The sequence below is a fragment of the Pseudomonas sp. RT4P38 genome (genome assembly GCF_054897765.1).
Genome location: NZ_CM142703.1, coordinates 6,490,597 through 6,516,249 on the forward strand (window position 1 = coordinate 6,490,597; position 25,653 = coordinate 6,516,249).

The following is a 25,653-nucleotide window of genomic DNA, read 5'->3' on the forward strand; positions in this document are numbered from 1 at the left end:
TTTGTGTACGACAGAGATCCAATGTGGGAGCGAGCTTGCTCGCGATGGGGCCAGTCAGATCAACCCAGCACTTACGAGCAACTCCTCCAACGCCAGCAAATTCGGCACCTTCGCCACCTGCTCCCCCACCTGCACCGCCGCCTGTTCCAGCGCACACAACGGCACATCCACATAGCTCAACTGGCTATCAAGCTTGTAAGACCGCGGAATCCCCTGCACCAGCAAGGCGATGAATTTCAAATCGGGCCGCCCACCGAGAGCATTGAGGATGACAATCCGCGCCCGCTCACCGATCACGATTTTCTGCCCACACGCCGACTCAAAACTCAGCAACGGAATCTGCCGGTTCCGCCACATTACCCGCCCGAGGTACCACGGCGGAGTGTCGAGGTCGAAGGCGCTGGGTTGGTAATCAATAAGCTCCGCCACAGCGACGTTGGGCAAAATCAGGTTGCGGTCAGCCAAGGGCAACAGCAGCCCGGTGAGGTTGCTGGTTCGGTGCTCACGCATGGGTTTTGCTCCACAGGGCGATGCTTTCGAGCAGCACCGATTCCTGGTACGGCTTGCCAAGGTAGTCGTTGACGCCAATGGCCATGGCACGGTCGCGGTGCTTCTGCCCGGTGCGTGAGGTGATCATGATGATCGGCAGGTGCTGCAGACGTTCGTCGGCGCGTACCTGGGTCGCCACCTCGAAGCCGTCCATGCGCGGCATTTCGATGTCCAGCAACATCAAGTCAGGCCTGTGTTCTTCAAGCAGCAGCATGGCGTCGACACCGTCCTTGGCGGTCAGCACGTTCATGCCGTGGCGTTCCAGCAGACGGCTGGTGACCTTGCGCACCGTCACCGAATCGTCGACTACCAACACCAGCAATGGCTTGTGCGGCTCGACCTCCGCCTCCTGAGTCGCTGACTGTTGCGGCACACGGGCCTGCATCGCGCGGATCGGTGCCAGCAAATCCAGAATCAGCACCACCCGCCCATCGCCGAGAATCGTTGCTCCGGACAACCCCTGCACCGCCGCAAATTGCGGGCCGAGGCTTTTGACCACGATCTCGCGAGTACCGGCCATGGAGTCGACTTGCACGGCGATGTGCCGCTCGTTGCACTGCACCAGCAATACCGGCAGCGGCAGGCTCTGGCCGAGTAGTTTCGGGCGATGGCTGGTTTTCAGCAGTTCGCCGAGGTAACACAGTTCATAGTGTTGCCCGGCGTATTTGTAGGTCGGCGGATCGAGCCGGTAATGCCCTTCAAGTTCGTTGGGCAGCACGCGAACGATGCCGTCGATGGTGTTAAGCGGGATCGCGTACTGATCATCAAAACACTGCACCATCAGCGCCCGGTTGACCGACACGGTGAACGGCAGGCGAATCCGGAAGTGCACGCCCTGCCCTGGCACAGAGTCGATGCTCATGCTGCCGCCGAGTTGCCGGACCTCTTCGTGGACCACGTCCATGCCGACGCCGCGTCCGGAAATCTGGGTGATTTTCTCGGCGGTGGAGAACCCCGGTTGCAGGATGAATTGCAGCACATCGCGGTCGCTGATATCGCTGTCCGGGGCCAGCAACCCGCGCTTGATCGCCTTGCGCCGCACCGCGTCCAGCGGCACGCCGGCACCGTCGTCGCGGATGTCGAAAATGATGTCGCCGCCCTCTCGTGACAGGTCGAGGGTGATTCGACCCTGAGCCGGTTTGCCCGCGGCGATACGCACCTCGGCCGATTCCAGCCCATGATCCACCGCGTTGCGCAGCATGTGTTCCAACGGCGCGGCCATGCGTTCGAGGACGTTGCGGTCCATCTCGCCTTCGGCATTGCCGACGATGAATTCCACATCTTTCCCCAACTCGCTGGAGACCTGGCGGACGATGCGCTTCAAGCGCGGCAGCATCCGCTCGAACGGCACCATGCGCGTGCGCATCAGGCCTTCCTGCAATTCGGTGTTGATGCGGCCCTGCTGTTGCAGCAGGTTTTCCGCGTCCTGATTGCGTCGGTCGAGGGTTTCCTTGAGGTCGAGCAAGTCCGAGGCGGATTCGAACAGCGCGCGCGACAGTTGCTGCAACTGTGAGTGGCGGTCCATTTCCAGCGGATCGAATTCTTCGTAGCCCAGGCGTTCGGCGTCGACTTGCTGGCGGCTGAGAATCCGCCCCTGGGTTTCAGTGTCGAGACGACGCAACTGGTCGCGCATGCGCTCGATGGTGGTTTCCATCTCGCTCAGGGTCACGCGCGCATCATTGACCTGTTGTTCGATCCGGCCACGGAAGATCGACGTTTCGCCGGCCAGGTTCACCAGGTCGTCGAGCAGCTCAGCCGAGACCTTGACCATGTCACCGCCGGCATCGGGTTGCGGTGCGGGCGTCTCGATTTTCGGCGTTGCGGACACCGTGACCGGTGCCGGTGTTTCGGGCACTGCCGGATGACTGAAATTCTTGATCGCGTCGATCAGTCGATCGGCCGGCGGCAAAGGATGACCGGCACGGGCCGCATCGAGCATCTGCGCCAGTCGATCGTGGCTGCTTTGCAACAAGTCGAACAACGCGGCGGTGGGTTGCAGTACGCCAGCCGAGAGGCCTTCGTAGAGGAATTCCAGCTCATGGGCGAGGTCGCCAATCGGTGCGATTTCCACCATCCGCGCACCACCCTTGAGGGTGTGCAGGTCACGCAGCAGGGTTTCCACTTCCTGACGATTCGAAGGCTCGGCCTGCCAGCGCACCAGCGCCGCGCCGGAGTTTTCGATGATGTCGAAACCTTCCTCGAGGAAGATATCCAGAAGCTCAGGATCATGGCCCGGTGAATTCTCGGCCGGGGCAGGTTCGACCGTTTCAACAGCGCTGACATTGCCCTGGCGAAACTCGCGAATGGCCACGATCAGCCCGTCTGGATCGCCCAATAGCTGCTGGTTCTGCAACTGATCAAGCAGCTCTGCGAGCCGTTCATGGCTTTCTTGCAGCAGTTGCGCCAACGCTTCGCTGTAGGCGTAGCGGCGGTCCACCAGACCTTCGTAAAGGCTTTCCAGTTCATGCGCCAGATCACCGACCGGCTCGACCTCGGCCATCCGCGCGCCACCCTTGAGGGTGTGTAGATCTCGCTGTAACGACAACAATGGCGCGGCGTTGTCCGGGTCGTTCACCCAGCGCTGCAAGGCCTGGCCAGCACTTTCGAGGATATCCACCGCCTCTTCGAGGAAGATCGAAACGATCTCATCGTCCAGTTCAACCTGGGTCGCGGTCTGTTCCAGTTCGGCCGTGGCGCTGCCCAGTTCTCGAATGCTCAGGGTACGGCTGCCGTCACTGCGAATCAGCCCCATCGCCGACGGATCGAGGCTCGCATCCAACAAACCACGCAAGGCCCGAACCCGCTCCGGTTGCGGGCTGACTTCCTGGCCCGCGGCCAGTTCGTCGAGCATGTTGATCAGCGCTTCGTGGGCACTTTGAGCCTCGTGGAAAAACGCCTCGCTGACCGCCAGGCTGCTTTCTTCCACGGCACCGTAGAGATCGAGCAACGCTTCGCAAAGCTCATCCACCGGATGCAGGTCAGCCAGGTGGGCACCCTCGCCCAGGGTGGTCAATTCATCCAGCAGCGCGCTGAGTTCCTGACGCTCGCCGGGATGTTGCTGCCAGCGTTGCAACAGGCTTTCAGCGTCCAGCAGGATGTCCATGCCTTGCGCGAGGAAGTTATTGATCAGTTGCGGATCACGCTTGATGCGCAACCCGGTATTCGGTGCACTCAGGAGGGATTCCAGACGCTCGGCCAGCAATGCCTGGGTTCGCTCGATCAACAAACGGGCACCGGGAATCTCCGCCAGTGGATCAGTCTTGAGCTGGCGTAGCCCGAGACGGAACAGTCCTTCGGCTTCGAGCAACAGTTCGACTTCATCCAGGTCCAGGGCGATCAGGTGTGCCTTGTACTCCCGGGCCAGATGATCCAGTGGGGTCGCCAGCTCGGCAATCGGCAATACGCCGGCCATGGAGGCGCTGCCCTTGAGGGTATGCAGTGCCCGCTGCAACTCGTCGCTGGCCTGCAATGGCACGTGCTCGGCGGCTTGATCGAGGAAGCGGTTGAGGCTGCCCAAGTGGGTTTCGGCTTCGTTGCGGAAGATCTCAAGCAGCAGCGGATCGAGGGCTGCGACGTCTTGTGCGTCTTCATCGAGTATAAATTCTTCGCCCTTGGCCAAGGCGTGGGCGCGTGCGGCCAATTGGTCGACATCGTTGCGCTGGCGCTGGGCATTGCCCGCAAACTCGGCCACCAGTTCCGGTAGCAGATTCAGCGCGTCGCCCAGCAGTTGCTGCACCGCCGCCCCCGGTGGAACGCTGTGTTCCAGTACGCGGTTGAGCAGGTTTTCCATCGCCCAAGCCAGTTCGCCCAGCACCAAAGCGCGGACCATCCGACCACTGCCTTTCAACGTATGGAAGGCCCGGCGCAGTTCGCTCAAGGCCGATTTACTGTCGGGATTGGCCGACCAGCGCGGCAGGTATTCCCGGAGAATTTCGAGGACTTCATCGGTTTCTTCGAGGAAGACTTCCCGCAGCTCATCGTCCACCGGCTCTTCACCGGCGGGTGGCGGCAACAGGCTTGCGGGGATGGTCAGGGCGGGTGGGTTGACGCAAGACACAGGGCTGGCCAATACGTCGGCCAGTGACTGGACGGTGTCAGGGTCGTCCAGTTCCTGCAGATCTTGCATGACCTGCGCTTCACTCGGGCTGAGCACATCTTCAAGCACCGGCACCTGCTGCTCGCTGGGGAAAAAGCCGAGTGATGCCAGGCTTTTTTCCGCGACATCGAGCAACTGTTCACCGGGCGCTTGGGGATCGTCGCTGAGGCGCTCCAGGTAATACTCGATGCTGGTGACCACATCGGCCAGGCTGTCCAGTTCCTGCCAGCCAGGATGATCCGGATCCAGCAGCAGGTGCTCGCGGATGAAGTGGTTGCACGTTTCGATCAGGCTCGCCGCACGGCTCAACGGAATCATCGCCAGCGCACCGCGCACCTGGGTCAGCAACGCCGGCAGTGGCTGCAAGTGCTGGCGATCCCAGTCGGCGTCGATGTAGTCGACGATCATGTCCTTGGCCTGTTGCAGGCAGATGCGCGCTTCCTTGATCACGATCTGATGGATCTGGGTCAGGTCGGTGGTCGGCAGGCGGCTGTCTTCCTGGCTTTCCGGCTCGACGGTGCCGACCATGCCGGCGAGGGTCGCTTCGACGTAGAGCAAGGCACCGGCGACGTCCATGAGGATCGCGTCATTGGGCTCACGCTGGCCCTGAGCGAGGCTCAGCACCACCGCCAGTTGATCGATGATGACCTTGCGCGGCTGGCCAAAACCGAGCACCGCCAGGGTGTCGGCGATTTGCCGCAGTGGCGCCAGCAAGCTTTCAAGGTCCGAGGTATGTTGGCGGTCACTGCGCACGAACAGGTCCAGGCGCTCCTTGACCCGCACCAGCTCTTCGCACAACGCGGCCAGCACCGAGCGCATGGCATCGCGGTCGGGACCGGCCAGCCGAGCCCGTTCTTCGTCGACCATTGCGCTGTCAGGCAGCGCGTCGTCCAGTCCGTAGCGATCTTTCATGGTCAGCATCTGCCCGGTGGGATGTTCGGCCTTGGCAATGTAGAACAGCAAACTCTTGAGCAACTCCAACGGCGCCGGCTGATTGATTCCGGGCATGCCCTGCTCGAGCAGGCGCTTGAGCTCTTTGTCGGCGTCTTTGAACAGACTGCGCAACGCCGGACTGTTGGCGATCGAGCCGCTGCGCAGGCCTTCGACCAGCGCCGAGGCGACTTGCCACAACGGGCTCAGGGGTGCGTTGCCGCACAGTCCTTCGAGGCGCGCAAAGACCTTGGTCAGGTAATCGAAGTTGGTTTCGCCATCCTGCTCACGCAGCAATCCGACCAGGGCCATCTGCAACATCTGACGCAACTTGCGCAGCACATTCGGTAAATCTGCCGGCTCGAGCAGCGCCAGCGACGCTTCGTCCAGTGGCGGCAGGTCCGGCAATTGCGGACTGAACAGACTGGTTTCGGACAACAGGCTTTCGCCACGGGCGCTGCGCAGATCGTTTATCAGCGGCAACACGACCAGCGGCAGGTCGCGGCGCGCACCTTGCACCCGGTCGAGGTAAATCGGCAACTGCCCAAGGGCTTGCAGCAACAGGTGGAGCGTCTCATCGCGATGACTGACGCGGTTCTGCTGCAAGGCGATGGTCAGCTGTTCCATCTCTTCGGCGAGCAGCGCCGCGCCGTAGAACTCGACCATTTGCAAACTGCCGTGAACCTGATGGACGCAGGCCAGGCATTCACTGAGGGCGTGCGTCGCCTGCGGGTCATCAAGCAGGGTTTCGATGGCCTGATGAGCCACTTTCAGCGTTTCGGCAATTTCGCCTTTGACCCACTCGAGGGCCACATAGTCGTGCCGATCACCCATAACCACTCCGCTCACTGCTCTACTCAAAAAAAGCAAACGCCCGCGGGCGTTTCACACTTTATCCGCGGCCTGCGCCTTGGCGGCCGGCAAGGTGAAACCGGACACCGAACGCCGCAGCTGGCTGGCCATTTTTGCCAGGTTACCAATGCTCTCGGCGGTGGCGGTGGAGCCGGACGAAGTCTGCGTGGTGATCTGCTGGATCACGTTCATCGTCAGGGAAATCTGACCGGCAGAAGACGTCTGTTGCTGCGCTGCGTTGGAAATACTCTGGATCAACGCTGCAAGGGTCTTCGACACGCCTTCGATTTCTTCCAGGGCCACTCCGGCATCCTGCGCCAGACGCGCGCCGCGCACCACTTCGGTGGTGGTCTGCTCCATGGAAATCACGGCTTCGTTGGTGTCGGTCTGAATCGCTCGCACCAGGGTTTCGATCTGTCGGGTGGCGGCAGACGAGCGCTCGGCCAGCCGCTGGACTTCATCGGCGACCACCGCAAAACCGCGCCCGGCATCACCGGCCATGGAGGCCTGGATCGCCGCGTTGAGCGCGAGGATGTTGGTCTGATCGGCAATGTCATCGATCAAGCTGACAATATCGCCGATTTCCTGAGAGGACTCGCCGAGGCGCTTGATGCGCTTGGCGGTGTCCTGAATCTGCTCGCGAATATTGTCCATGCCGTGAATGGTGTTGTGCACCACCTCATTGCCCTTGTTGGCGATTTCCACCGAACGCTCGGCCACCGCTGAGGACTCGGCGGCGTTCGCCGAGACCTGGTCGATAGACTGGGCCATGTCGTTGATCGCGGTGGAGGCTTCGGCAATCTGCTGCGCCTGGTGTTCCGAAGCCTGCGCAAGGTGCATGGCGGTGGCCTGGGTTTCCTGCACCGCGGCAGCGACCTGGCCAGCGGTGAGGTTGATGGTTGCCACCAGATCGCGCAATTGGTCCACGGAATAGTTGATCGAGTCGGCGATGGTACCGGTGAATTCTTCAGTCACCGAGGCGGTCACGGTCAGGTCGCCGTCCGCCAGGTCTTCGATCTCGTCGAGCAGGCGCATGATCGCGTTCTGGTTGCGTTCATTTTTCTCGGCGGTTTCGCGCAACTGACGATTGGTTTCGCGAACCATCACCAGGCCAATGAGGATGATCGACATCAGTGCCAGCAGGCCCAGCACATACCCGCCAATGGTGTCGGTGTTGCGCCCGCCGGCCAGGTTTTCGAAACCGCTGGCCAGGTGCGAAGCTTCGTCGAGCAGGGTCTGCGACAGGGTGAAAATATTGCTCGCCGATTCGCGGACTTTGAACAGCTCCGGCGAGGTTTCGAGGATTTCATCCACCGAGCCCGAAACGAATTCGAACAGCTCGGAAATCTCGATCAACCGCGCGCGCGCGTCACGGTCTTCGACCTGGCTGACCCGCAGCGCCGCATTGCCCTGGAGCATACCGGTGAGCACCTGACCGAATCGCGCAGCATCGCGACCGAAGGCGTCGGCGGCCTGCTGCGAATTTTCATCGCCGGACAGCACGGTGTTCACCGCTCCGAGAATCCGCTCAGCCAAAAGCGTTTGTCGTTGGGCCACGGCGACCTGTGCGGCCGGGGCACCGCGCTGGAGGAGAATTTCAACGACCTTTTCGTACTCGACCTGCAACTGCGGCACAGTTTCGGCCAGGGTCGCGGCGACTTGATGCAGCGACAGCACGGTCTGTTCGCTGGAGAGGATCGCGTCAGTGTTTTTCAGCAGGCGTTCCCAGTCCAGTTGCACGGCGCGCATTTCCGGGCGCACGGTGGAAGGTGCCGGTGGCAGGCCGGTGGAGGGATCGCCTTTCTTCAGATAGCCCCAGCGTTGGGCAAAGTCGTTGCGCGCATCGCTCAGCAGCTTGAACGCCGCTGCCTTGCCGGCAGCGGCTTCGGTGGCGTTCTTGGCAATGCGCTGGGACAGCACGCGCAGCTCACCGGCGTGGCCGATGTACTGTTTATCGTACGTGGCCTGGGTGTTGAGATAAGCGAAGTTGGCGAACAGCAGCATGATGAAGACGATCAGCGCGATAAACAGCGCGATGATCTGTGACCGGCTGCGCGACCCTTCTGGCTTGCCTGTTTTTGCTTTTATCATCGGTCCTCGCCTGTTAACCAACACCTTAAAGCTTGCCGAAGAACCTGTGGGAGCGAGCTTGCTCGCGATTCAGGCGCCGCGGTGTATCAGCAAATACCGCGTTATCGTTCAATCGCGAGCAAGGTCGCTCCCACATGGATTACACCGCGACGTGCATAAAGCTTTGCGACTGCACCAACGCAAACGGGCTGAACACCTGCCAGTTTTGCTCGCGCTGAAACCCGCCTTTGATGAACGGTGCAATCGGGCCGCTCAAGGTCTCTACCGGTTCCAGACTGTCCTGGGCAAAGTGCTGCAAGCCGAAAACCTCATCGACCATCAACCCGGCAAACACGTCGTTGTGCTCCACCACCAACACCCGCCGCTGCCTACGCACCGCCGACAGTTCATGGCCAAGCTCATTACCAGAAAAGAAGCCGCACAGATCGATGATCGGTAACAGACGCCCGCGCAAGTTGGCCACGCCCTTGACCCAGGTTCTGACCCCTGGCAGCTGGGTGAACCGCGGCTCATGCAAGACTTCGCTGACTTCGCCCATGGGCGCGACGTACCAGTGCTCGCCCAGCCGAAAGCCGATGCCGCTCCAGCTGTCTTGTCGAGTCGGCTGCGACGGCAAGTCCGCCGCCAACACACGGCAACGCCGGTCGATCTGCAGCAGCAGTTCGAAAGCCGTCAGCGACTCGGTCATGGCCGGACGGTCAACCGGCCAACACGTTGTTCAGGGTCTTGATCAGGGTGTCTTCGTCGACCGGTTTGGTCAGGTAATCCTTGGCGCCCTGGCGCGTGCCCCAGACTTTGTCGGTTTCCTGATCCTTGGTGGTGATGATGATCACCGGGATGTGCCCGGTTTCCGGGTCTTTGGTCAACTGGCGGGTCGCCTGGAAACCGTTGAGGCCGGGCATGACGATATCCATTAGCACCGCGTCGGGTTTTTCCTGACGGGCCAGCGCCACACCGTCGGCACCGTTTTCGGCTTTCAACACTTCATGACCGTGCTTTTCCAGCATGCCGGTCAGTTTGTACATTTCAGTCGGCGAATCATCGACGATCAGAATACGTGCCATGGTCTTCCCCATTCTTGTCGACGCCGGGCCCGCTGGCCGAGCGTCACTGTGCGTGTCCTAGTGCGGCAAAACGGCGGCGAAGCCCGGTACATGGGCCTGGATCGCGTTCAGCAGTTCTTCCTTGCTGAAAGGCTTGGTCAAAAACTGGTCGGAGCCGACGATGCGCCCCTTGGCCTTGTCGAACAGCCCGTCCTTGGACGACAGCATAATCACTGGCGTGGACTTGAACGCACTGTTGTTCTTGATTAAAGCGCAGGTCTGATAGCCATCCAGACGCGGCATCATGATGTCGACAAAGATGATGCCGGGGTGATTGTCGGCAATCTTGGCCAGGGCATCGAAACCATCGATGGCCGTGATCACTTCACACCCCACGTTCTTCAACAGCGTTTCGGCGGTGCGGCGAATCGTCTTCGAATCGTCGATCACCATGACCTTCAAGGCGCTGGAATGCTGTTCCATAGTTGCTCTGCCGTCGCCTTTGCGAATCAAATTGTCCATTTCCGATAACCGGAGGCTCGAAACCCTTGATGTTCAAGGGCCAGCACGATATGGCAGCCTTTTTAGCACAGTCTCCAAATCCAATCTATCGGGCGACTGGCGCGGTGGTTTTTCCTTGACCGGGAACACACTCAGCGCCACTCTGACGCCACTTTTTCATGTCCATTCGGGCAGCCAAATTTCGAGGAATAACCCATGAGCGTTCGCGTCGGGATTGTCATGGATCCTATTGCCAGCATTTCCTATAAAAAGGATAGCTCGCTGGCCATGCTGCTGGCCGCACAGAAGCGCGGCTGGGAACTGTTCTATATGGAACAGAGTGATTTGTACCAGGCCGAAGGTGAAGCGCGTGCGCGGATGCGTCCGCTGAAAGTCTTCGCCAACCCGCAAAAATGGTTCGAACTCGAAGCCGAGACCGACGCGCTGCTGAGCGACCTGGACGTGATCCTGATGCGCAAGGATCCGCCGTTCGACATGGAGTTCGTTTACTCCACGTACCTGCTGGAGCAAGCCGAGCGTGCTGGCGTATTGGTGGTCAACAAGCCGCAAAGCTTGCGTGACTGCAACGAAAAACTGTTCGCCACGCTGTTCCCGCAGTGCACGCCGCCGACTATCGTCAGCCGTCGCCCGGACGTGCTGCGTGAATTCGCCGATCACCACGGCGACGTGATCCTCAAGCCGCTGGACGGCATGGGTGGCTCATCGATCTTCCGTCACACCGCTGGCCATCCGAACCTCTCGGTGATCCTCGAAACCCTGACCCTGCATGGCAAACAGCAGATCATGATCCAGGGTTACCTGCCGGCCATCGTCGATGGCGACAAGCGCATCCTGATGATCGACGGCGAACCGGTGGATTACTGCCTGGCGCGAATTCCTGCCGCCGGTGAAACCCGTGGCAACCTCGCCGCCGGCGGCCGTGGCGAAGCCCGACCGCTGACCGAGAAAGATCGCTGGATCGCCGCACAAGTCGGCCCGACCCTGCGTGAAAAGGGTCTGCTGTTCGTCGGCCTTGACGTGATTGGCGAGCATCTGACGGAAATCAACGTCACCAGCCCGACCTGCATTCGCGAGATTGATAATGCGTTTGGCACCGACATCGGCGGCCTGCTGATGGATGCCATCGATCAGAAGCTCAAGGCCCGTTGATATAGAACAGCCAAGAAACGACCAACATTGCGTTATCATCCGCGGCCTGTGAAAAACGCGATGTTGGTTTTTTTGTCATGACACTCCCGTCCGATCTGCCCGCTGAACTCGCCCACCGTGGCGTGCGCCCGGCCGATCGCCTCGGTTTTACCCTGTTTCTCGCGGCGCTGATTCACCTGGCCTTGCTGTTGGGCGTCGGGTTCACCATCGTCGAACCCAAGCAAATCAGCAAAACCCTGGAAATCACCCTCGCCACCTTCAAGAGCGAAAAGAAGCCGGAAAAAGCCGATTTCCTCGCCCAGGAGAATCAGCAAGGCAGCGGCACCCTGGATAAAAAGGCGATTCCCAAGACCACCGAGGTCGCGCCGTTCCAGGACAATAAGGTGCAGAAAGTCACCCCACCGCCGGCGGCCAAGCCCGAAGTGAAGGAAGCGGCGCCCAAGGCAGCTGTGACGACCGTCGCGCCGAAGCCGAAAAAAGCCGCAGCCAAAACGGAAGAACCCAAGCCCGTCACCAAACCCGCAGTGGCCGCGCCGACGTTCGACAGTGAACAGCTGTCTACCGACATCGCCAGCCTCGAAGCGGAACTGGCCAATGAACAGCAGCTGTACGCCAAGCGCCCGCGCATTCACCGCCTGAGCGCCGCATCGACCATGCGCGACAAGGGCGCCTGGTATAAGGACGAGTGGCGCAAGAAGGTCGAGCGCATCGGCAACCTGAATTACCCGGACGAAGCCCGACGCAAACAGATTTACGGCAATTTGCGCCTGTTGGTTTCGATCAACCGCGACGGCTCGCTGTATGAAGTACTGGTGCTGGAGTCTTCCGGGCAACCGCTGCTGGATCAGGCCGCCCAGCGCATCGTGCGGCTGGCGGCACCGTTTTCGCCGTTTACCGGGGATTTGTCGGATATCGACCGGCTGGAAATCATTCGGACCTGGAAATTTGCTCGCGGGGACAAGCTCTCCAGCAATTGAACACCGCAAATCCCTTGTGGGAGCGAGCTTGCTCGCGATAGCGGCAGCACATTCAATATTCATGTAACAGACAGACCGCCATCGCGAGCAAGCTCGCTCCCACATTTAATCTATGTCGTTGCCGGGATTTGCGGCATTTCCAACGCATCCCCAGCTTGTCAGTTCGCCCCTCCAACGCCACACTAGCGCTTATGAAGAACGTCAGCCCCACCTACCTCAAGCATCACTTCCTGATCGCCATGCCTCACATGGTCGACCCGAACTTTGCGCACACCTTGACCTACATTGTCGAGCACACGGCCAATGGTGCCATGGGGCTGGTAGTCAATCGTCCGCAAGACCTCAATCTGGCCGATATCCTCGAGCAACTGCGCCCCGACATCGAACCGCCGGTGCTCTGCCAGCATGTGCCGATCTTCATCGGCGGCCCGGTGCAGACCGATCGCGGTTTTGTCCTGCACCCCTCGGGTAAGACGTTTCAGGCGACCGTTGATCTAGAGGGCGACCTTTCCCTGTCCACGTCCCAGGATGTGCTGTTCGCCATCGCCGACGGCGTCGGCCCGGCCAAGAGTGTAATCACCCTTGGCTATGCGGGCTGGGAGGCCGGGCAGCTTGAAGCCGAACTGGCCCAGAACGCCTGGCTGACCTGCCCGTTCGAAGCCGATATTTTGTTCAACACCAGCAGCGAACTGCGCCTGGAAGCAGCGGCCAAGCACCTGGGCGTCAATCTCAGCCTGCTGACCAGCCAGGCGGGGCACGCCTGATGGCCCTGCGCCTGATTTTGGGTTTCGACTACGGCACCAAACAGATCGGCGTTGCGGTCGGCCAGGTGATTACCGGCCAGGCCCGCGAGCTGTGCACCTTGAAGGCACAAAATGGTATTCCCGACTGGAATCAGGTCGAAGCCCTGATTAAAGAGTGGAAACCGGATGCTGTAGTCGTCGGCCTACCGCTGAACATGGATGGCACACCGAGCGACATGTGCCTGCGCGCGGAGAAATTCGCCCGCCGCCTGAATGGCCGCTACAACCTGCCCTTCTATACCCACGACGAACGCCTCACCACCTTCGAAGCCAAGGGCGAACGGCGTGATCGTGGCGGACAAAAGGGCAGCTACCGCGACAACCCGGTCGATGCCATCGCCGCCGCCCTGCTGCTGCAAGGCTGGCTCGACGAAAACAGCGCACTGTTCGAGTCCTGACTGCATCTAATTCTAAAGAGCCGCTGTAAGCGACTCTCTATAGCGAAAACCCGAGCCAAACCCCGCACGCACCGGCTCGGGCCCAAGAAGGAGCAACCATGAGCCTGCCCAATCCCGCCGAACTGATCAGCCAGATGGCGATCCGTCTCAAGGCACACTTGGAACACCGTGGCATCGGTGAACCGCGCTACATCGGCATTCGTACCGGCGGCGTCTGGGTCGCCCAGGCGTTGCTCGATGAACTGGGCAGCGACTCGCCCCTTGGTACCCTCGACGTGTCCTTCTACCGCGATGACTTCAGCCAGAACGGCCTGCACCCGCAAGTGCGCCCGTCCGCACTGCCGTTCGAGATCGAAGGCCAGCACCTGGTGCTGATCGACGACGTGCTGATGAGCGGTCGGACCATCCGTGCCGCCCTGAACGAACTCTTTGACTACGGTCGCCCGGCCAGCGTGACGCTGGTGTGCCTGCTGGACCTGGACGCCGGCGAGCTGCCGATCCGCCCGAATGTGGTCGGCGAGACCTTGTCGCTGGCGGCCCACGAGCGGGTGAAACTGTCCGGCCCGGAACTCAAGCTCGAACTGCAAGACCTCGCCCTTTAATTCGCCCTATTGAGAGTCCCCCTCGCGATGACGCCTCTAGATACCAAGCGCCCGCTGCAGCTCAATGATCAGGGCCAGCTGCGCCACTTCCTCTCGCTCGACGGTTTGCGCCGCGAACTGCTGACGGAAATCCTCGACACCGCCGACTCGTTCCTCGAAGTCGGCGCCCGGGCGGTGAAAAAAGTCCCGTTGCTGCGCGGCAAGACCGTGTGCAACGTGTTCTTCGAGAACTCCACCCGCACCCGCACCACCTTCGAGCTGGCGGCCCAGCGGTTGTCGGCGGACGTGATCACGCTGAACGTGTCCACCTCGTCGGCAAGCAAGGGCGAAACCCTGCTCGACACCCTGCGCAACCTTGAAGCCATGGCCGCTGACATGTTCGTCGTGCGTCACGGCGATTCCGGCGCGGCGCACTTCATTGCCGAACATGTCTGCCCGCAAGTGGCGATCATCAACGGCGGCGACGGCCGTCACGCCCACCCGACCCAGGGCATGCTCGACATGCTCACCATCCGTCGGCACAAGGGCGGCTTCGAAAACCTCTCGGTGGCCATCGTTGGCGACATCCTGCACTCGCGGGTCGCGCGCTCGAACATGCTGGCCTTGAAAACCCTCGGTTGCCCGGACATCCGTGTGATCGCGCCGAAAACCCTGCTGCCGATCGGCATCGAGCAATACGGCGTGAAGGTTTACACCGACATGACCGAAGGCCTGAAAGACGTCGACGTAGTGATCATGCTGCGCTTGCAACGCGAACGCATGACCGGCGGCCTGTTGCCGAGCGAAGGCGAGTTCTACCGCCTGTTCGGCCTGACCACCGCGCGCCTGGCCGGGGCCAAGCCGGATTGCATCGTCATGCACCCGGGGCCGATCAACCGGGGTGTGGAGATTGAGTCGGCGGTGGCCGACGGCCCGCACTCGGTGATCCTCAACCAGGTCACCTACGGCATCGCGATTCGTATGGCTGTGTTGTCCATGGCCATGAGCGGGCAGACTGCCCAGCGCCAATTCGAGCAGGAGAACGCCCAGTGAAGCTCAGCATTCTCGGCGCCCGCGTCATCGATCCGGCCAGCGGCCTGGATCAAGTTACCGATATTCATGTTGAAGCCTGCAAGATCGTCGCCATTGGCGCGGCACCGGCCGGTTTTGTCCCGGTCGAGACCATCGACGCCAAAGGTCTGGTGGCCGCGCCTGGCCTGGTTGACCTGAACGTCGCCCTGCGCGAACCAGGTTACAGCCGCAAGGGCTCGATCATCAGCGAAACCCGCGCCGCTGCGGCCGGTGGCGTCACCAGCCTGTGCTGCCCGCCGAAAACCAAACCGGTGCTGGACACTTCGGCCGTGGCCGAACTGATCCTCGACCGCGCCCGCGAGGCCGGCAACACCAAAGTCTTCCCGATTGGCGCCCTGAGCAAAGGCCTGGACGGCGAACAGCTTGCGGAGCTCGTTGCCTTGCGCGATGCCGGCTGCGTGGCCTTCGGCAACGGCCTGGAGAGCTTTCGCAACAGCCGCACGCTGTGCCGGGCGCTGGAATACGCCGCCACATTCGACCTGACGGTGATTTTCAACTCTCAGGACCATGACCTGGCCGAAGGGGGCCTGGCCCACGAAGGCCCGACCGCCAGTTTCCTCGGTTTGCCGGGCATTCCGGAAACCGCTGAAACCGTGGCTCTGGCCCGGGATCTGCTGCTGGTCGAGCAAAGTGGCGTGCGCGCGCACTTCAGTCAGCTCACCAGCGCTCGTGGCGTGGCCCTGATCGCTCAGGCCCAGGCTCGCGGGTTGCCGGTGACCGCCGATGTGGCCTTGTATCAGCTGATTCTGACTGACGAAGCGCTGATCGACTTCAGCAGCCTCTATCACGTCCAGCCGCCGCTGCGCACCCGCGCCGACCGCGACGGCCTGCGTGAAGCTGTGAAATCGGGTGTGGTGTCGGCGATCTCCAGTCATCACCAACCCCACGAGCGGGACGCCAAACTGGCGCCGTTCGGTGCCACCGAGCCGGGCATCAGCAGCGTTGAACTGCTGCTGCCGTTGGCGATGACACTGGTGGAAGACGGTTTACTGGACCTGCCAACGCTGCTGGCACGCCTCAGCGCTGGACCTGCCGAAGCGTTGCGCCTGCCGGCGGGCAAGCTGGCGGTGGGTGGTGCGGCGGACATCGTGCTGTTCGATCCGGCGGCTTCGACCGTGGCCGGTGAAACCTGGCTGTCCAAGGGCGAAAACTGCCCGTTCATTGGCCACAGCCTGCCGGGCGTGGTGCGTTACACCCTGGTGGATGGACGGATTAGCCACCAGGCGTAAGCGCGACCTGATCATTCCCACGCTCCGCGTGGGAATGCCTCAATGGAAGGCGCCTCTGTTCTGCGCATTGCGAATCGACACCTGGTCATTCAGCGTCCAGAAGTCATACAAAATCCCCAGAAAGAACACCCCGCCCGTTAACAGGTACAGCAACCCGCTGATCCATTTGCCCTGATACATCCGGTGTACGCCAAAAACACCAAGAAACGTCAGCAGAATCCACGCCACGTTGTACTCGATAGGTCCGGCGGTGAAACGCAGGTCTGCTTCGCGATCCATGGCCGGGATCAGAAACAAATCAATCAGCCAACCGATACCCAACAAACCAAAGGTGAAGAACCAGATCGTCCCGGTCACCGGCTTGCCGTAATAGAAGCGGTGAGCGCCGGTAAAACCCAAAATCCACAGCAGATAACCAATCACTTTGCTGTGTGTGTCTTGCTGCGGAACGGGCTGTTGATAGGTGTTCATGAAGGACCTCGATTCACACGATAGATAAATATTCTTGAATTCTTTGTGACTTTTTTACAGGTGGCCGACGTATGGCAGATGTTACCTTGTCTCCCGTCAAAGCCTTGTCACACCTGACTTGTGTCCGACAATTGCGTCCATTTACAGCTTATTTGGTTCCGTTGCCCTCAAGTTGAATCGACCAACGGCCTCGGAAGGGGCAAAAAAGCTGTTATAAAGTTGCGCGCTAACTTATATGAGCCTTGCCTAATGCGTCCATTTTTCAAGACATGGCTAACCATTTGCCTTTTGATGCCACTGGCCGCCCACGCCACCAATCGTGAGCAACGTCTTCCTAACGTTAATGGTTACACCCAAAAATCACATGTTTCTGCTCCTTCGAGCAAAAACAAACAGACCGTAAAACGCGCTCCCCAGTTGAGCAGCAAAAGCAGCCTGGTTCCGCCAATGGCGACCAAGGAAAGCAGCGACGTGCTGAGCCGCGCAGTCAACGTCCTCGGTACACCCTACCGTTGGGGCGGCAGCAGCCCAAGTAAAGGGTTCGACTGCAGTGGTCTGGTGAAATACGCGTTCAATGACGCCACGTTTGACCTGCCGCGCACGTCCAATGCGATGGCTAGCGGTCATGGCGACAAAGTCGATCGCAACGACCTGAAACCGGGCGACCTGATTTTCTTCAATATCAAGAGTCGTCGGGTCAATCACGTTGCCATCTACCTGGGCAACGACCGCTTCATCCACGCACCGCGTCGTGGCAAGTCGGTGAGCATCGACACCCTGAAGAAACCGTACTGGCAAAAACACTACGTGGTTGCCAAGCGGGTTATGCCGAAAGAGAAGAACACCCTGCAGGTTGTTCAGCGCTGATTTGAAATCCTCTACCTCCTGAAGGCGGGCACTTGTGGCGAGGGGACTTGTCCCCGTTGGGTTGCGAAGCGACCCCAAAATCGGGACTGCTGCGCAGTCCAACGGGGACAAGTCCCCTCGCCACAGGTCCACACTCGATCCCTCAAAACCCATCCGGCGAACGCGCCTTCTCCCGCGCATGCTCGCGGCTGATCAAGCCCTTGCTCACCAGCTCCTTCAGGCACATATCCAGCGTCTGCATTCCCAGGTTTCCGCCGGTCTGAATCGATGAGTACATCTGCGCCACCTTGTCTTCGCGGATCAGGTTACGGATCGCTGACGTACCGAGCATGATTTCGTGGGCTGCAATCCGCCCGCCGCCGATCTTCTTGACCAGCGTCTGCGACACCACCGCCAGTAACGACTCGGACAGCATCGAACGGACCATCGACTTCTCGTCCCCCGGAAACACGTCCACCACGCGGTCGATGGTTTTTGCCGCCGATGTCGTGTGCAGCGTGCCGAACACCAGGTGACCGGTTTCGGCGGCGGTCAACGCCAGGCGAATGGTCTCGAGATCCCGCATCTCACCGACCAGAATCACGTCCGGATCCTCCCGCAGGGCCGAGCGTAGAGCCGTGGCGAAACTGCGAGTATCACGATGGACTTCACGCTGGTTGATCAAGCATTTGCGCGACTCGTGGACGAACTCGATCGGGTCTTCGATGGTGAGGATGTGGTGATGACGATGGGTGTTCAGGTGATCGATCATCGCCGCCAGGGTGGTGGATTTGCCGGAACCGGTCGGACCGGTCACCAGCACCAGCCCCCGCGGTGCTTCGGTAATCTTGCGAAACACTTCTCCCATTCCGAGATCGTCCATGCTCAGGACCTTGGACGGAATGGTCCGGAACACCGCGCCGGCCCCCCGATTCTGGTTGAACGCGTTAACCCGAAAGCGTGCCACGCCGGGCACGTCAAAGGAGAAGTCGGTTTCCAGGTGCTTTTCGAAGTCCACCCGCTGAGTGTCGTTCATGATGTCGTAGATCAGCGCCTGAACCTGCTTGTGGTCCAGGGCGGGCAAATTGATGCGCCGCACATCGCCATCGACACGGATCATCGGCGGCAGGCCGGCGGACAGGTGCAGGTCGGACGCTCCTTGTTTAGCGCTGAAGGCCAGCAGCTCAGTGATATCCATAGCGCTCCTCAATTCCAGTAGAATGCCGCCAACCTTCAGACCGCTGGCGCCTCTTGATGTCCACGATAGCAGACAACATTCTTCAGGTTAGTTCACGCATCTACGCCGCTGCCGTCGCCGCAAAGCGCGACGAAGACAGCGTCCAGCTGCTGGCCGTGAGCAAGACCAAGTCGGCCGAGGCCGTGCGTGAAGCGCATGCCGCCGGGATCCGCGACTTTGGCGAGAACTACCTGCAGGAAGCCCTGAGCAAACAGCTCGAATTGGCCGACCTGCCCTTGATCTGGCACTTCATCGGCCCCATTCAATCGAACAAGACTCGCGCTATCGCCGAGCATTTCGCCTGGGTGCATTCCGTGGATCGTTTGAAAATCGCACAACGTCTGTCCGAACAACGTCCTGCCGATTTGCCACCACTGAACATCTGTATCCAGGTCAACGTCAGCGGTGAAGCCAGCAAGTCCGGCTGCACCCCGGCCGACCTGCCAGCCTTGGCCAATGCCATCAGCGAACTGCCACGCATCAAGCTGCGCGGGTTGATGGCAATCCCCGAGCCGACTGAAGATCGCGCCGCCCAGGATGCCGCTTTTGCTGCCGTGCAGCGCCTGCAAGCCAGCCTGAACCTGCCGCTCGACACACTTTCCATGGGCATGAGCCACGACCTCGAGTCGGCCATCGCCATGGGCGCCACTTGGGTCCGTATTGGTACGGCCCTGTTTGGTGCTCGCGGCTCTCAAAAAATGCATGGCCAGCCATAACGTGGCTGTCGCCTCTCTTTATAAGGACCTGACATGAGCAAAACTCGTATTGCCTTTATCGGTGCCGGCAACATGGCCGCCAGCCTGATCGGTGGCCTGCGCGCCAAAGGTCTGGACGCCGCTCAGATTCGCGCCAGTGATCCGGGCGCTGAAACCCGCGCCAAAGTGAACGCTGAACACGGCGTTGAAGTATTCGCCGACAACAGCGACGCCATCCAGGGCGCTGACGTCGTCGTACTGGCGGTCAAACCCCAAGCGATGAAAGCCGTCTGCGAAGCGATTCGCCCAAGCCTCAAGCCGAATCAACTGGTGGTCTCGATTGCTGCCGGCATCACCTGCGCCAGCATGAACAACTGGCTCGGCGCCCAACCGATCGTGCGCTGCATGCCCAACACCCCGGCGCTGGTGCGTCAGGGCGTGAGCGGTTTGTTCGCCACCGCCGAAGTGAACGCCGAACAACGCCAGCAAGCCGAAGAGCTGCTGTCGGCCGTCGGCATTGCTCTGTGGCTGAACGAAGAGCAACAACTGGACGCGGTCACCGCCGTTTCCGGCTCGGGCCCGGCGTACTTCTTCCTGCTGATCGAAGCCATGACCGCCGCGGGCGTGAAACTTGGCCTGCCGCCGGAAACCGCTGCACAACTGACTCTGCAAACCGCTTTGGGCGCTGCTCACATGGCGGTAGCCAGTGACGTCGACGCTGCTGAATTGCGTCGCCGCGTGACGTCGCCTGCGGGCACGACGGAAGCGGCGATCAAGTCGTTCCAGGCCGGCGGCTTCGAAGCCCTGGTAGAAAAAGCACTCGGCGCCGCGGCGCACCGCTCGGCCGAGATGGCCGAACAATTGGGTCAATAAGGAGCCTTACATGATTGGATTGAACACTGCAGCGGTCTACGTGCTGCAAACCCTCGGCAGCCTGTACCTGCTGATCGTGCTGCTGCGCTTCGTGCTGCAACTGGTACGCGCGAACTTCTACAACCCGCTCTGCCAGTTCGCTGTAAAAGCCACTCAACCGCTGCTCAAGCCACTGCGCCGGATTATCCCAAGCATGTTCGGCCTGGACATGTCCTCGCTGGTGCTGGCAATCCTCGTGCAACTGGCGCTGATGGCCCTGACCCTGCTGCTGACTTACGGCACCATCGGCAACCCGCTGCAATTGCTGATCTGGTCGCTGATTGGCGTGACCGCGCTGTTCCTGAAGATTTTCTTCTTTGCCCTGATCATCAGCGTGATCCTGTCGTGGGTTGCACCGGGCAGCCATAACCCTGGCGCCGAACTGGTGAACCAGATCTGCGAACCGGCCCTGGCGCCGTTCCGCAAGATCCTGCCCAGCATGGGCGGCCTGGATATCTCGCCGATCCTGGCGTTCATTGTGCTCAAGCTGATCGACATGCTGGTGATCAACAACCTCGCCGCCATGACGATGATGCCGGAAATCCTCCGTCTGCTCATCTGACCGGCAGGCTCACCGCGTCATCGTTCTTTCGCGGGCAAGCCACGCTCCCACAGGGAAACGCATTCTAGATGTGGGAGCGTGGCTTGCCCGCGATGGCCGCACCTCGGTCTACTGAATGAAATCAGGCCCGGCGTTAGCTTGCTGCTAGAGGCAGCGGTCTTTAGACTTACGCCTCATTTCAACGAGAGCAGGGTCGATGCCAGCTGCCTTTCCCCCCGATTCTGTTGGTCTGGTGACGCCGCAAGTGGCGCACTTCAGTGAACCCCTGGCCTTGGCCTGCGGCCGTTCGCTCCCAGCTTATGACCTGATCTATGAAACCTACGGCACGCTGAACGCCACGGCGAGCAACGCCGTGCTGATCTGCCACGCCTTATCCGGTCACCATCACGCTGCCGGTTTCCACAGCCCCGACGATCGCAAGCCCGGTTGGTGGGACAGCTGCATCGGCCCCGGCAAACCGATCGACACCCACAAGTTCTTCGTGGTCAGCCTGAACAACCTCGGTGGTTGCAATGGCTCGACCGGCCCGAGCAGCGTCAATCCGGACACCGGCAAGCCGTTTGGCGCCGACTTCCCGGTACTGACCGTAGAAGACTGGGTTCACAGCCAGGCACGCCTGGCAGACCTGCTCGGCATCAGCCAATGGGCCGCCGTGATTGGCGGCAGTCTCGGTGGCATGCAGGCCATGCAGTGGAGCATCACTTACCCTGATCGCATTCGACACTGCCTGGCCATCGCCTCGGCACCCAAGCTGTCGGCGCAGAACATTGCCTTCAACGAAGTGGCGCGCCAGGCGATCCTCACCGACCCCGAATTCCACGGCGGTTCGTTCCAGGAAGCGGGCGTGATCCCCAAGCGCGGTTTGATGCTGGCGCGGATGGTCGGACACATCACGTACCTGTCAGACGACTCCATGGGCGAGAAATTCGGCCGGGGCCTGAAGAGCGAAAAGCTCAACTACGACTTCCACAGCGTCGAGTTCCAGGTCGAAAGCTACCTGCGTTATCAGGGCGAAGAGTTCTCCGGGCGTTTCGACGCCAACACGTACCTGCTGATGACCAAGGCGCTGGACTACTTCGATCCGGCGGCGAACTTCGACGATGACCTGGCGAAAACCTTCGCCAACGTCCAGGCCAAGTTCTGCGTGATGTCCTTCACCACCGACTGGCGCTTCTCCCCTGCCCGCTCGCGAGAACTGGTGGACGCGCTGATGGCGGCCAGGAAAGACGTCTGCTACCTGGAGATCGACGCTCCGCAAGGCCACGACGCCTTTCTGATTCCGATCCCGCGTTACTTGCAGGCTTTTCGCAACTACATGAACCGAATTTCGCTTATATGAGCCGTTATCACTTGGGGAGAAAGCCATGAGAGCCGATCTGGAAATCATCCAGGAATGGATCCCCGCCGGCAGCCGCGTGCTCGACCTCGGTTGCGGCGACGGTGAATTGCTGACCTGGCTGCGTGATAACAAGCAAGTCACTGGCTATGGCCTGGAAAACGACCCGGACAACATTGCCGAGTGTGTGGCCAAGGGCATCAACGTCATCGAGCAGGACCTGGACAAGGGCCTGGGCAACTTTGCCAGCAACAGCTTCGACGTCGTGGTCATGACCCAGGCACTGCAAGCCGTGCACTACCCGGACAAGATCCTCGACGAAATGCTGCGCGTCGGTCGCCAGTGCATCATCACCTTTCCCAACTTCGGTCACTGGCGCTGCCGCTGGTACCTGGCGAGCAAGGGCCGGATGCCGGTGTCCGATTTTCTGCCGTACACCTGGTACAACACACCGAACATCCACTTTTGCACCTTCGAAGACTTTGAAGCGTTGTGTCGCGAACGTGAAGCCAAGGTCATTGATCGGCTTGCCGTGGATCAACAGCACCGCCACGGGTGGGCCAGTAAGCTATGGCCTAATCTATTAGGTGAAATCGGTATTTACCGCGTCAGCAGCCCCGGGCTGCAAGACCACAAGGTCGCGGTCTGAGTCACGACACTTCGAGGAGAACGATCATGGGTCGTCTAGCGCTGTTTGTACTTACTGCCTGCCTGAGCGTCACCGCCATGGCCGCCGACGCCATCAAAGGCGATCGTCAGGAAACCTTTGGCGACGTGACGGTGCATTACAACACCTTCAACTCCACCTTTCTGACGCCGGACATCGCCAAATCGACGGAGCTGGTGCGCAGCAAGAACCAGGGTGTGATCAACGTTTCGGTGATCAAGGACGGCAAGCCGCTGACCGCCCAAGTCAGCGGGTCGGTGAAAGACCTGACCAGCCAAACCGTCCCGCTGAAATTCAAACAGATCACCGAACAAGGCGCGATCTACTACATCGCGCAATTCCCGGTGGATCAGCAGGAAACCCGCACCTTCAAGATCGATGTTAAAACCGGCGACAAAACCAACACCATCAGTTTCCAACAAGAGCTTTTCCCCGGCCAATGATCAATTTCACGCAACTCGTACTGGCCAGCCATAACGCCGGCAAACTCAAGGAACTCCAGGCCATGCTCGGCGAATCGGTGCAACTGCGCTCGATCGGCGAGTTCAGCAGCGTCGAGCCTGAAGAAACCGGCTTGTCGTTCGTCGAGAACGCCATCCTCAAGGCCCGCAATGCCGCGCGCATCTCCGGCCTGCCGGCGCTGGCCGACGATTCCGGGCTGGCCGTGGATTTCCTCGGCGGTGCGCCGGGTATCTACTCAGCCCGTTACGCCGATGGCCAGGGCGATGCGGCGAATAACGCCAAACTGCTCGATGTGTTGAAAGACGTGCCGCAAGACGAGCGCGGCGCGCAGTTCGTCTGTGTGCTGGCGCTGGTGCGGCATGCCGACGATCCGTTACCGATCCTCTGCGAAGGCCTGTGGCACGGGCGTATCCTCACCGAGGCCAGCGGTCAGCACGGCTTTGGTTACGACCCGCTGTTCTGGGTGCCGGAGCGCGATTGCTCGAGTGCCGAGCTGAGCCCCAGCGACAAGAACCTCATCAGCCACCGCGCCCGTGCAATGGATCTGCTGCGCCAGCGTCTGGGCCTGAAATGATCCACGACTCATCCGCATCGCCGCTAATCTTCGGCGGCGACGCACAATCGCCACGGGCCGCGCTGCCAACGCTGCCGCCCTTGGCGCTGTACATCCACATCCCGTGGTGTGTGCGCAAATGCCCTTATTGCGACTTCAATTCCCACACCGCCAGCCCGGTGTTGCCGGAAGAAGACTATGTGGACGCGCTGCTGGCCGACCTCGATCAGGACCTGCATGCGGTCTATGGCCGTGAGCTGAGCTCGATCTTCTTTGGTGGCGGCACGCCGAGCCTGTTTAGCGCCGACGCTTTGGGCCGTTTGCTCAAAGGCGTCGAGCAGCGCATTCCGTTTGCCAGCGACATCGAAATCACGCTGGAAGCCAATCCGGGGACGTTTGAACAAGAGAAGTTCGTTGCCTACCGGGCGCTGGGCATCAATCGCCTGTCGATTGGTATCCAGAGTTTTCAGGAAGAGAAACTCAAAGCGCTGGGGCGGATCCACAACGGCGACGAAGCGGTACGTGCCGCCGGCATGGCCCGTCTGGCCGGGTTCGACAACTTCAATCTGGACCTGATGCACGGTTTACCCGATCAGTCCCTGGACGACGCCCTGAGCGATCTGCGCCAGGCCATTGCCCTGAAGCCGACCCACTTATCCTGGTATCAGCTGACCCTGGAGCCGAACACGGTGTTCTGGAACCAGCCGCCGACGCTGCCGGAAGACGACACCCTGTGGGACATTCAGGAAGCCGGCCAGGCGCTGTTAGCCGAACACGGTTACGCGCAATACGAAGTCTCGGCTTACGCGCAGCCCGATCGTGCGGCGCGGCATAACCTCAATTACTGGAGTTTCGGCGACTTCATCGGCATCGGTGCCGGCGCCCACGGCAAGCTCAGCCATCCGGACGGACGCATCGTCCGTACCTGGAAAACCCGTCTGCCGAAGGACTACCTCAACCCGGCCAAAAGCTTCAAGGCTGGTGAGAAAGCCCTGACCAATGAAGAGCTGCCGTTCGAGTTCCTGATGAACGCCTTGCGCCTGACGGCAGGTGTTGAATCGCGGCTGTATCCGGAGCGCACCGGGCTTGCATTGGAAAGCCTCGCCGAAGGCCGCCGGGTCGCCGAACAAAGTGGCTTGTTGCAGGTCGAACCGTCACGTCTGGCGGCCACCGAGCGCGGACAACTCTTTCTCAATGACTTGCTGCAGACATTTCTGAGCTGATTTCAGCCTTAAGGGAAAACGAATGGATTTGATACTCGACCTGCTCGCCACCGCGTCCCGCTGGAGCCGTAGCAACCTGTCGGAAATCGCTCTGGCACTGGTGGGCTGCCTGCTGGTGTTGTTTGGCGCCGACATCAAAGGCTGGGTCGACCAACGCCTGGGCAGCATCGCCGGCGCCTTGCGCGTCCCGCTAATGGCCCTGCTGTGCATGGTCGGCAGCGGCGTGGCGCTGATCTACGCCACGCCGTGGATCATCAAAGGCCTGAGCCAGTTCAACAACTACAGCCTGGCGCCGGTGTTGTTGGTGGTGCTGGTGCTCATCGGCGTCGTCGCCGACCGCCGCTGAATCTAAACAACACACAAAACCAATGTGGGAG

The 25,653-nt window shown here is 60.7% G+C and carries 25 protein-coding genes; 17 read left to right on the forward strand and 8 right to left on the reverse strand.

The window, feature by feature from the left end; translation table 11 throughout:
* Positions 1–54: 54 nt before the first annotated feature.
* The 6 genes from ACYZT7_RS30260 to pilG form a co-directional block, all read right to left on the reverse strand.
* Entirely contained in the window at positions 55–510 is a 456-nt protein-coding gene (locus ACYZT7_RS30260; protein WP_462039318.1) for a chemotaxis protein CheW, read from the reverse strand.
* Complete coding sequence (locus tag ACYZT7_RS30265; protein ID WP_462039319.1) at positions 503–6,409, reverse strand: Hpt domain-containing protein; 5,907 nt, start codon at positions 6,407–6,409, stop codon at positions 503–505. Before ACYZT7_RS30265 ends, ACYZT7_RS30260 begins: the two co-directional genes overlap by 8 nt.
* A gap of 51 nt (positions 6,410–6,460) precedes the next feature.
* On the reverse strand, positions 6,461–8,518 hold the full coding sequence (locus ACYZT7_RS30270; RefSeq protein WP_462039320.1) for a methyl-accepting chemotaxis protein: 2,058 nt from the start codon (positions 8,516–8,518) through the stop codon (positions 6,461–6,463).
* Between the two features lie 139 nt (positions 8,519–8,657).
* A complete protein-coding gene (locus tag ACYZT7_RS30275; RefSeq protein WP_462039321.1) occupies positions 8,658–9,206 on the reverse strand; it encodes a chemotaxis protein CheW in 549 nt (182 codons plus the stop codon).
* A gap of 10 nt (positions 9,207–9,216) precedes the next feature.
* Entirely contained in the window at positions 9,217–9,582 is a 366-nt protein-coding gene (pilH, locus tag ACYZT7_RS30280; RefSeq protein WP_007897961.1) for a twitching motility response regulator PilH, read from the reverse strand.
* Between the two features lie 57 nt (positions 9,583–9,639).
* Complete coding sequence (pilG, locus tag ACYZT7_RS30285; protein ID WP_282382370.1) at positions 9,640–10,044, reverse strand: twitching motility response regulator PilG; 405 nt, start codon at positions 10,042–10,044, stop codon at positions 9,640–9,642.
* Between the two features lie 234 nt (positions 10,045–10,278).
* On the opposite strand from pilG, the gene gshB reads away from it, so the two are divergent.
* From gshB to ACYZT7_RS30320, 7 genes are all read left to right on the forward strand, one after another.
* Entirely contained in the window at positions 10,279–11,232 is a 954-nt protein-coding gene (gene gshB / locus ACYZT7_RS30290; RefSeq protein ID WP_449645788.1) for a glutathione synthase, read from the forward strand.
* Positions 11,233–11,309: 77 nt separating this feature from the next.
* Positions 11,310–12,209, forward strand: coding sequence for a TonB family protein (locus tag ACYZT7_RS30295; RefSeq protein WP_462039322.1), 900 nt, complete (start codon positions 11,310–11,312; stop codon positions 12,207–12,209).
* A 191-nt stretch (positions 12,210–12,400) separates the two neighbouring features.
* Positions 12,401–12,973: a YqgE/AlgH family protein gene (locus ACYZT7_RS30300; RefSeq protein WP_462039323.1), complete on the forward strand. Its 573-nt coding sequence runs from the start codon at positions 12,401–12,403 to the stop codon at positions 12,971–12,973.
* Positions 12,973–13,410: a Holliday junction resolvase RuvX gene (gene ruvX / locus ACYZT7_RS30305; protein ID WP_090178626.1), complete on the forward strand. Its 438-nt coding sequence runs from the start codon at positions 12,973–12,975 to the stop codon at positions 13,408–13,410. Before ACYZT7_RS30300 ends, ruvX begins: the two co-directional genes overlap by 1 nt.
* A 98-nt stretch (positions 13,411–13,508) precedes the next feature.
* Positions 13,509–14,012 carry a bifunctional pyr operon transcriptional regulator/uracil phosphoribosyltransferase PyrR gene (pyrR, locus tag ACYZT7_RS30310; protein WP_462039324.1) on the forward strand — a complete coding sequence of 168 codons (504 nt, stop codon included), beginning with the start codon at positions 13,509–13,511 and terminating at the stop codon, positions 14,010–14,012.
* 27 nt (positions 14,013–14,039) lie between these two features.
* The gene (locus tag ACYZT7_RS30315) at positions 14,040–15,044 is read left to right on the forward strand and encodes an aspartate carbamoyltransferase catalytic subunit (RefSeq protein WP_007913665.1); all 1,005 of its coding nucleotides are present in this window, start codon (positions 14,040–14,042) and stop codon (positions 15,042–15,044) included.
* Positions 15,041–16,312, forward strand: a complete 1,272-nt coding sequence (locus tag ACYZT7_RS30320; RefSeq protein ID WP_462039325.1) for a dihydroorotase — start codon at positions 15,041–15,043, stop codon at positions 16,310–16,312. Before ACYZT7_RS30315 ends, ACYZT7_RS30320 begins: the two co-directional genes overlap by 4 nt.
* A gap of 39 nt (positions 16,313–16,351) precedes the next feature.
* Here ACYZT7_RS30320 and ACYZT7_RS30325 read toward each other — a convergent pair whose 3' ends face one another.
* Entirely contained in the window at positions 16,352–16,783 is a 432-nt protein-coding gene (locus ACYZT7_RS30325) for an NINE protein (RefSeq protein ID WP_462039326.1), read from the reverse strand.
* Positions 16,784–17,032: 249 nt separating this feature from the next.
* Here ACYZT7_RS30325 and ACYZT7_RS30330 point away from each other — a divergent pair, with 249 nt between their 5' ends.
* Positions 17,033–17,650 (forward strand): C40 family peptidase, encoded by a 618-nt coding sequence (locus ACYZT7_RS30330; protein WP_462039327.1) that lies wholly within the window; start codon positions 17,033–17,035, stop codon positions 17,648–17,650.
* A gap of 142 nt (positions 17,651–17,792) precedes the next feature.
* On the opposite strand, the gene ACYZT7_RS30335 is transcribed toward ACYZT7_RS30330, so the two are convergent.
* On the reverse strand, positions 17,793–18,827 hold the full coding sequence (locus tag ACYZT7_RS30335; protein ID WP_462039328.1) for a type IV pilus twitching motility protein PilT: 1,035 nt from the start codon (positions 18,825–18,827) through the stop codon (positions 17,793–17,795).
* Positions 18,828–18,883: 56 nt separating this feature from the next.
* Between ACYZT7_RS30335 and ACYZT7_RS30340 the strand changes: the two genes are divergently transcribed.
* The 9 genes from ACYZT7_RS30340 to ACYZT7_RS30380 all read left to right on the forward strand — a co-directional run bounded on the left by ACYZT7_RS30340 (position 18,884) and on the right by ACYZT7_RS30380 (position 25,622).
* On the forward strand, positions 18,884–19,582 hold the full coding sequence (locus tag ACYZT7_RS30340; RefSeq protein WP_462039329.1) for a YggS family pyridoxal phosphate-dependent enzyme: 699 nt from the start codon (positions 18,884–18,886) through the stop codon (positions 19,580–19,582).
* A gap of 33 nt (positions 19,583–19,615) precedes the next feature.
* Entirely contained in the window at positions 19,616–20,434 is an 819-nt protein-coding gene (proC, locus tag ACYZT7_RS30345) for a pyrroline-5-carboxylate reductase (protein ID WP_462039330.1), read from the forward strand.
* A gap of 10 nt (positions 20,435–20,444) precedes the next feature.
* Complete coding sequence (locus ACYZT7_RS30350; RefSeq protein WP_462039331.1) at positions 20,445–21,035, forward strand: YggT family protein; 591 nt, start codon at positions 20,445–20,447, stop codon at positions 21,033–21,035.
* A 196-nt stretch (positions 21,036–21,231) separates the two neighbouring features.
* Positions 21,232–22,374, forward strand: a complete 1,143-nt coding sequence (gene metX, locus ACYZT7_RS30355) for a homoserine O-succinyltransferase MetX (RefSeq protein WP_462039332.1) — start codon at positions 21,232–21,234, stop codon at positions 22,372–22,374.
* A gap of 25 nt (positions 22,375–22,399) precedes the next feature.
* Positions 22,400–23,020, forward strand: coding sequence for a methionine biosynthesis protein MetW (metW, locus tag ACYZT7_RS30360; RefSeq protein ID WP_149628312.1), 621 nt, complete (start codon positions 22,400–22,402; stop codon positions 23,018–23,020).
* 26 nt (positions 23,021–23,046) lie between these two features.
* The gene (locus ACYZT7_RS30365; RefSeq protein WP_462039333.1) at positions 23,047–23,481 is read left to right on the forward strand and encodes a DUF4426 domain-containing protein; all 435 of its coding nucleotides are present in this window, start codon (positions 23,047–23,049) and stop codon (positions 23,479–23,481) included.
* Complete coding sequence (gene rdgB, locus ACYZT7_RS30370) at positions 23,478–24,074, forward strand: RdgB/HAM1 family non-canonical purine NTP pyrophosphatase (RefSeq protein WP_462039334.1); 597 nt, start codon at positions 23,478–23,480, stop codon at positions 24,072–24,074. The genes ACYZT7_RS30365 and rdgB overlap by 4 nt, the downstream gene beginning before the upstream one ends.
* Positions 24,071–25,276: a radical SAM family heme chaperone HemW gene (hemW, locus tag ACYZT7_RS30375; protein ID WP_462039335.1), complete on the forward strand. Its 1,206-nt coding sequence runs from the start codon at positions 24,071–24,073 to the stop codon at positions 25,274–25,276. The genes rdgB and hemW overlap by 4 nt, the downstream gene beginning before the upstream one ends.
* 22 nt (positions 25,277–25,298) lie before the next feature.
* A complete protein-coding gene (locus ACYZT7_RS30380) occupies positions 25,299–25,622 on the forward strand; it encodes a DUF3392 domain-containing protein (protein ID WP_090178584.1) in 324 nt (107 codons plus the stop codon).
* Positions 25,623–25,653 lie beyond the last annotated feature (31 nt).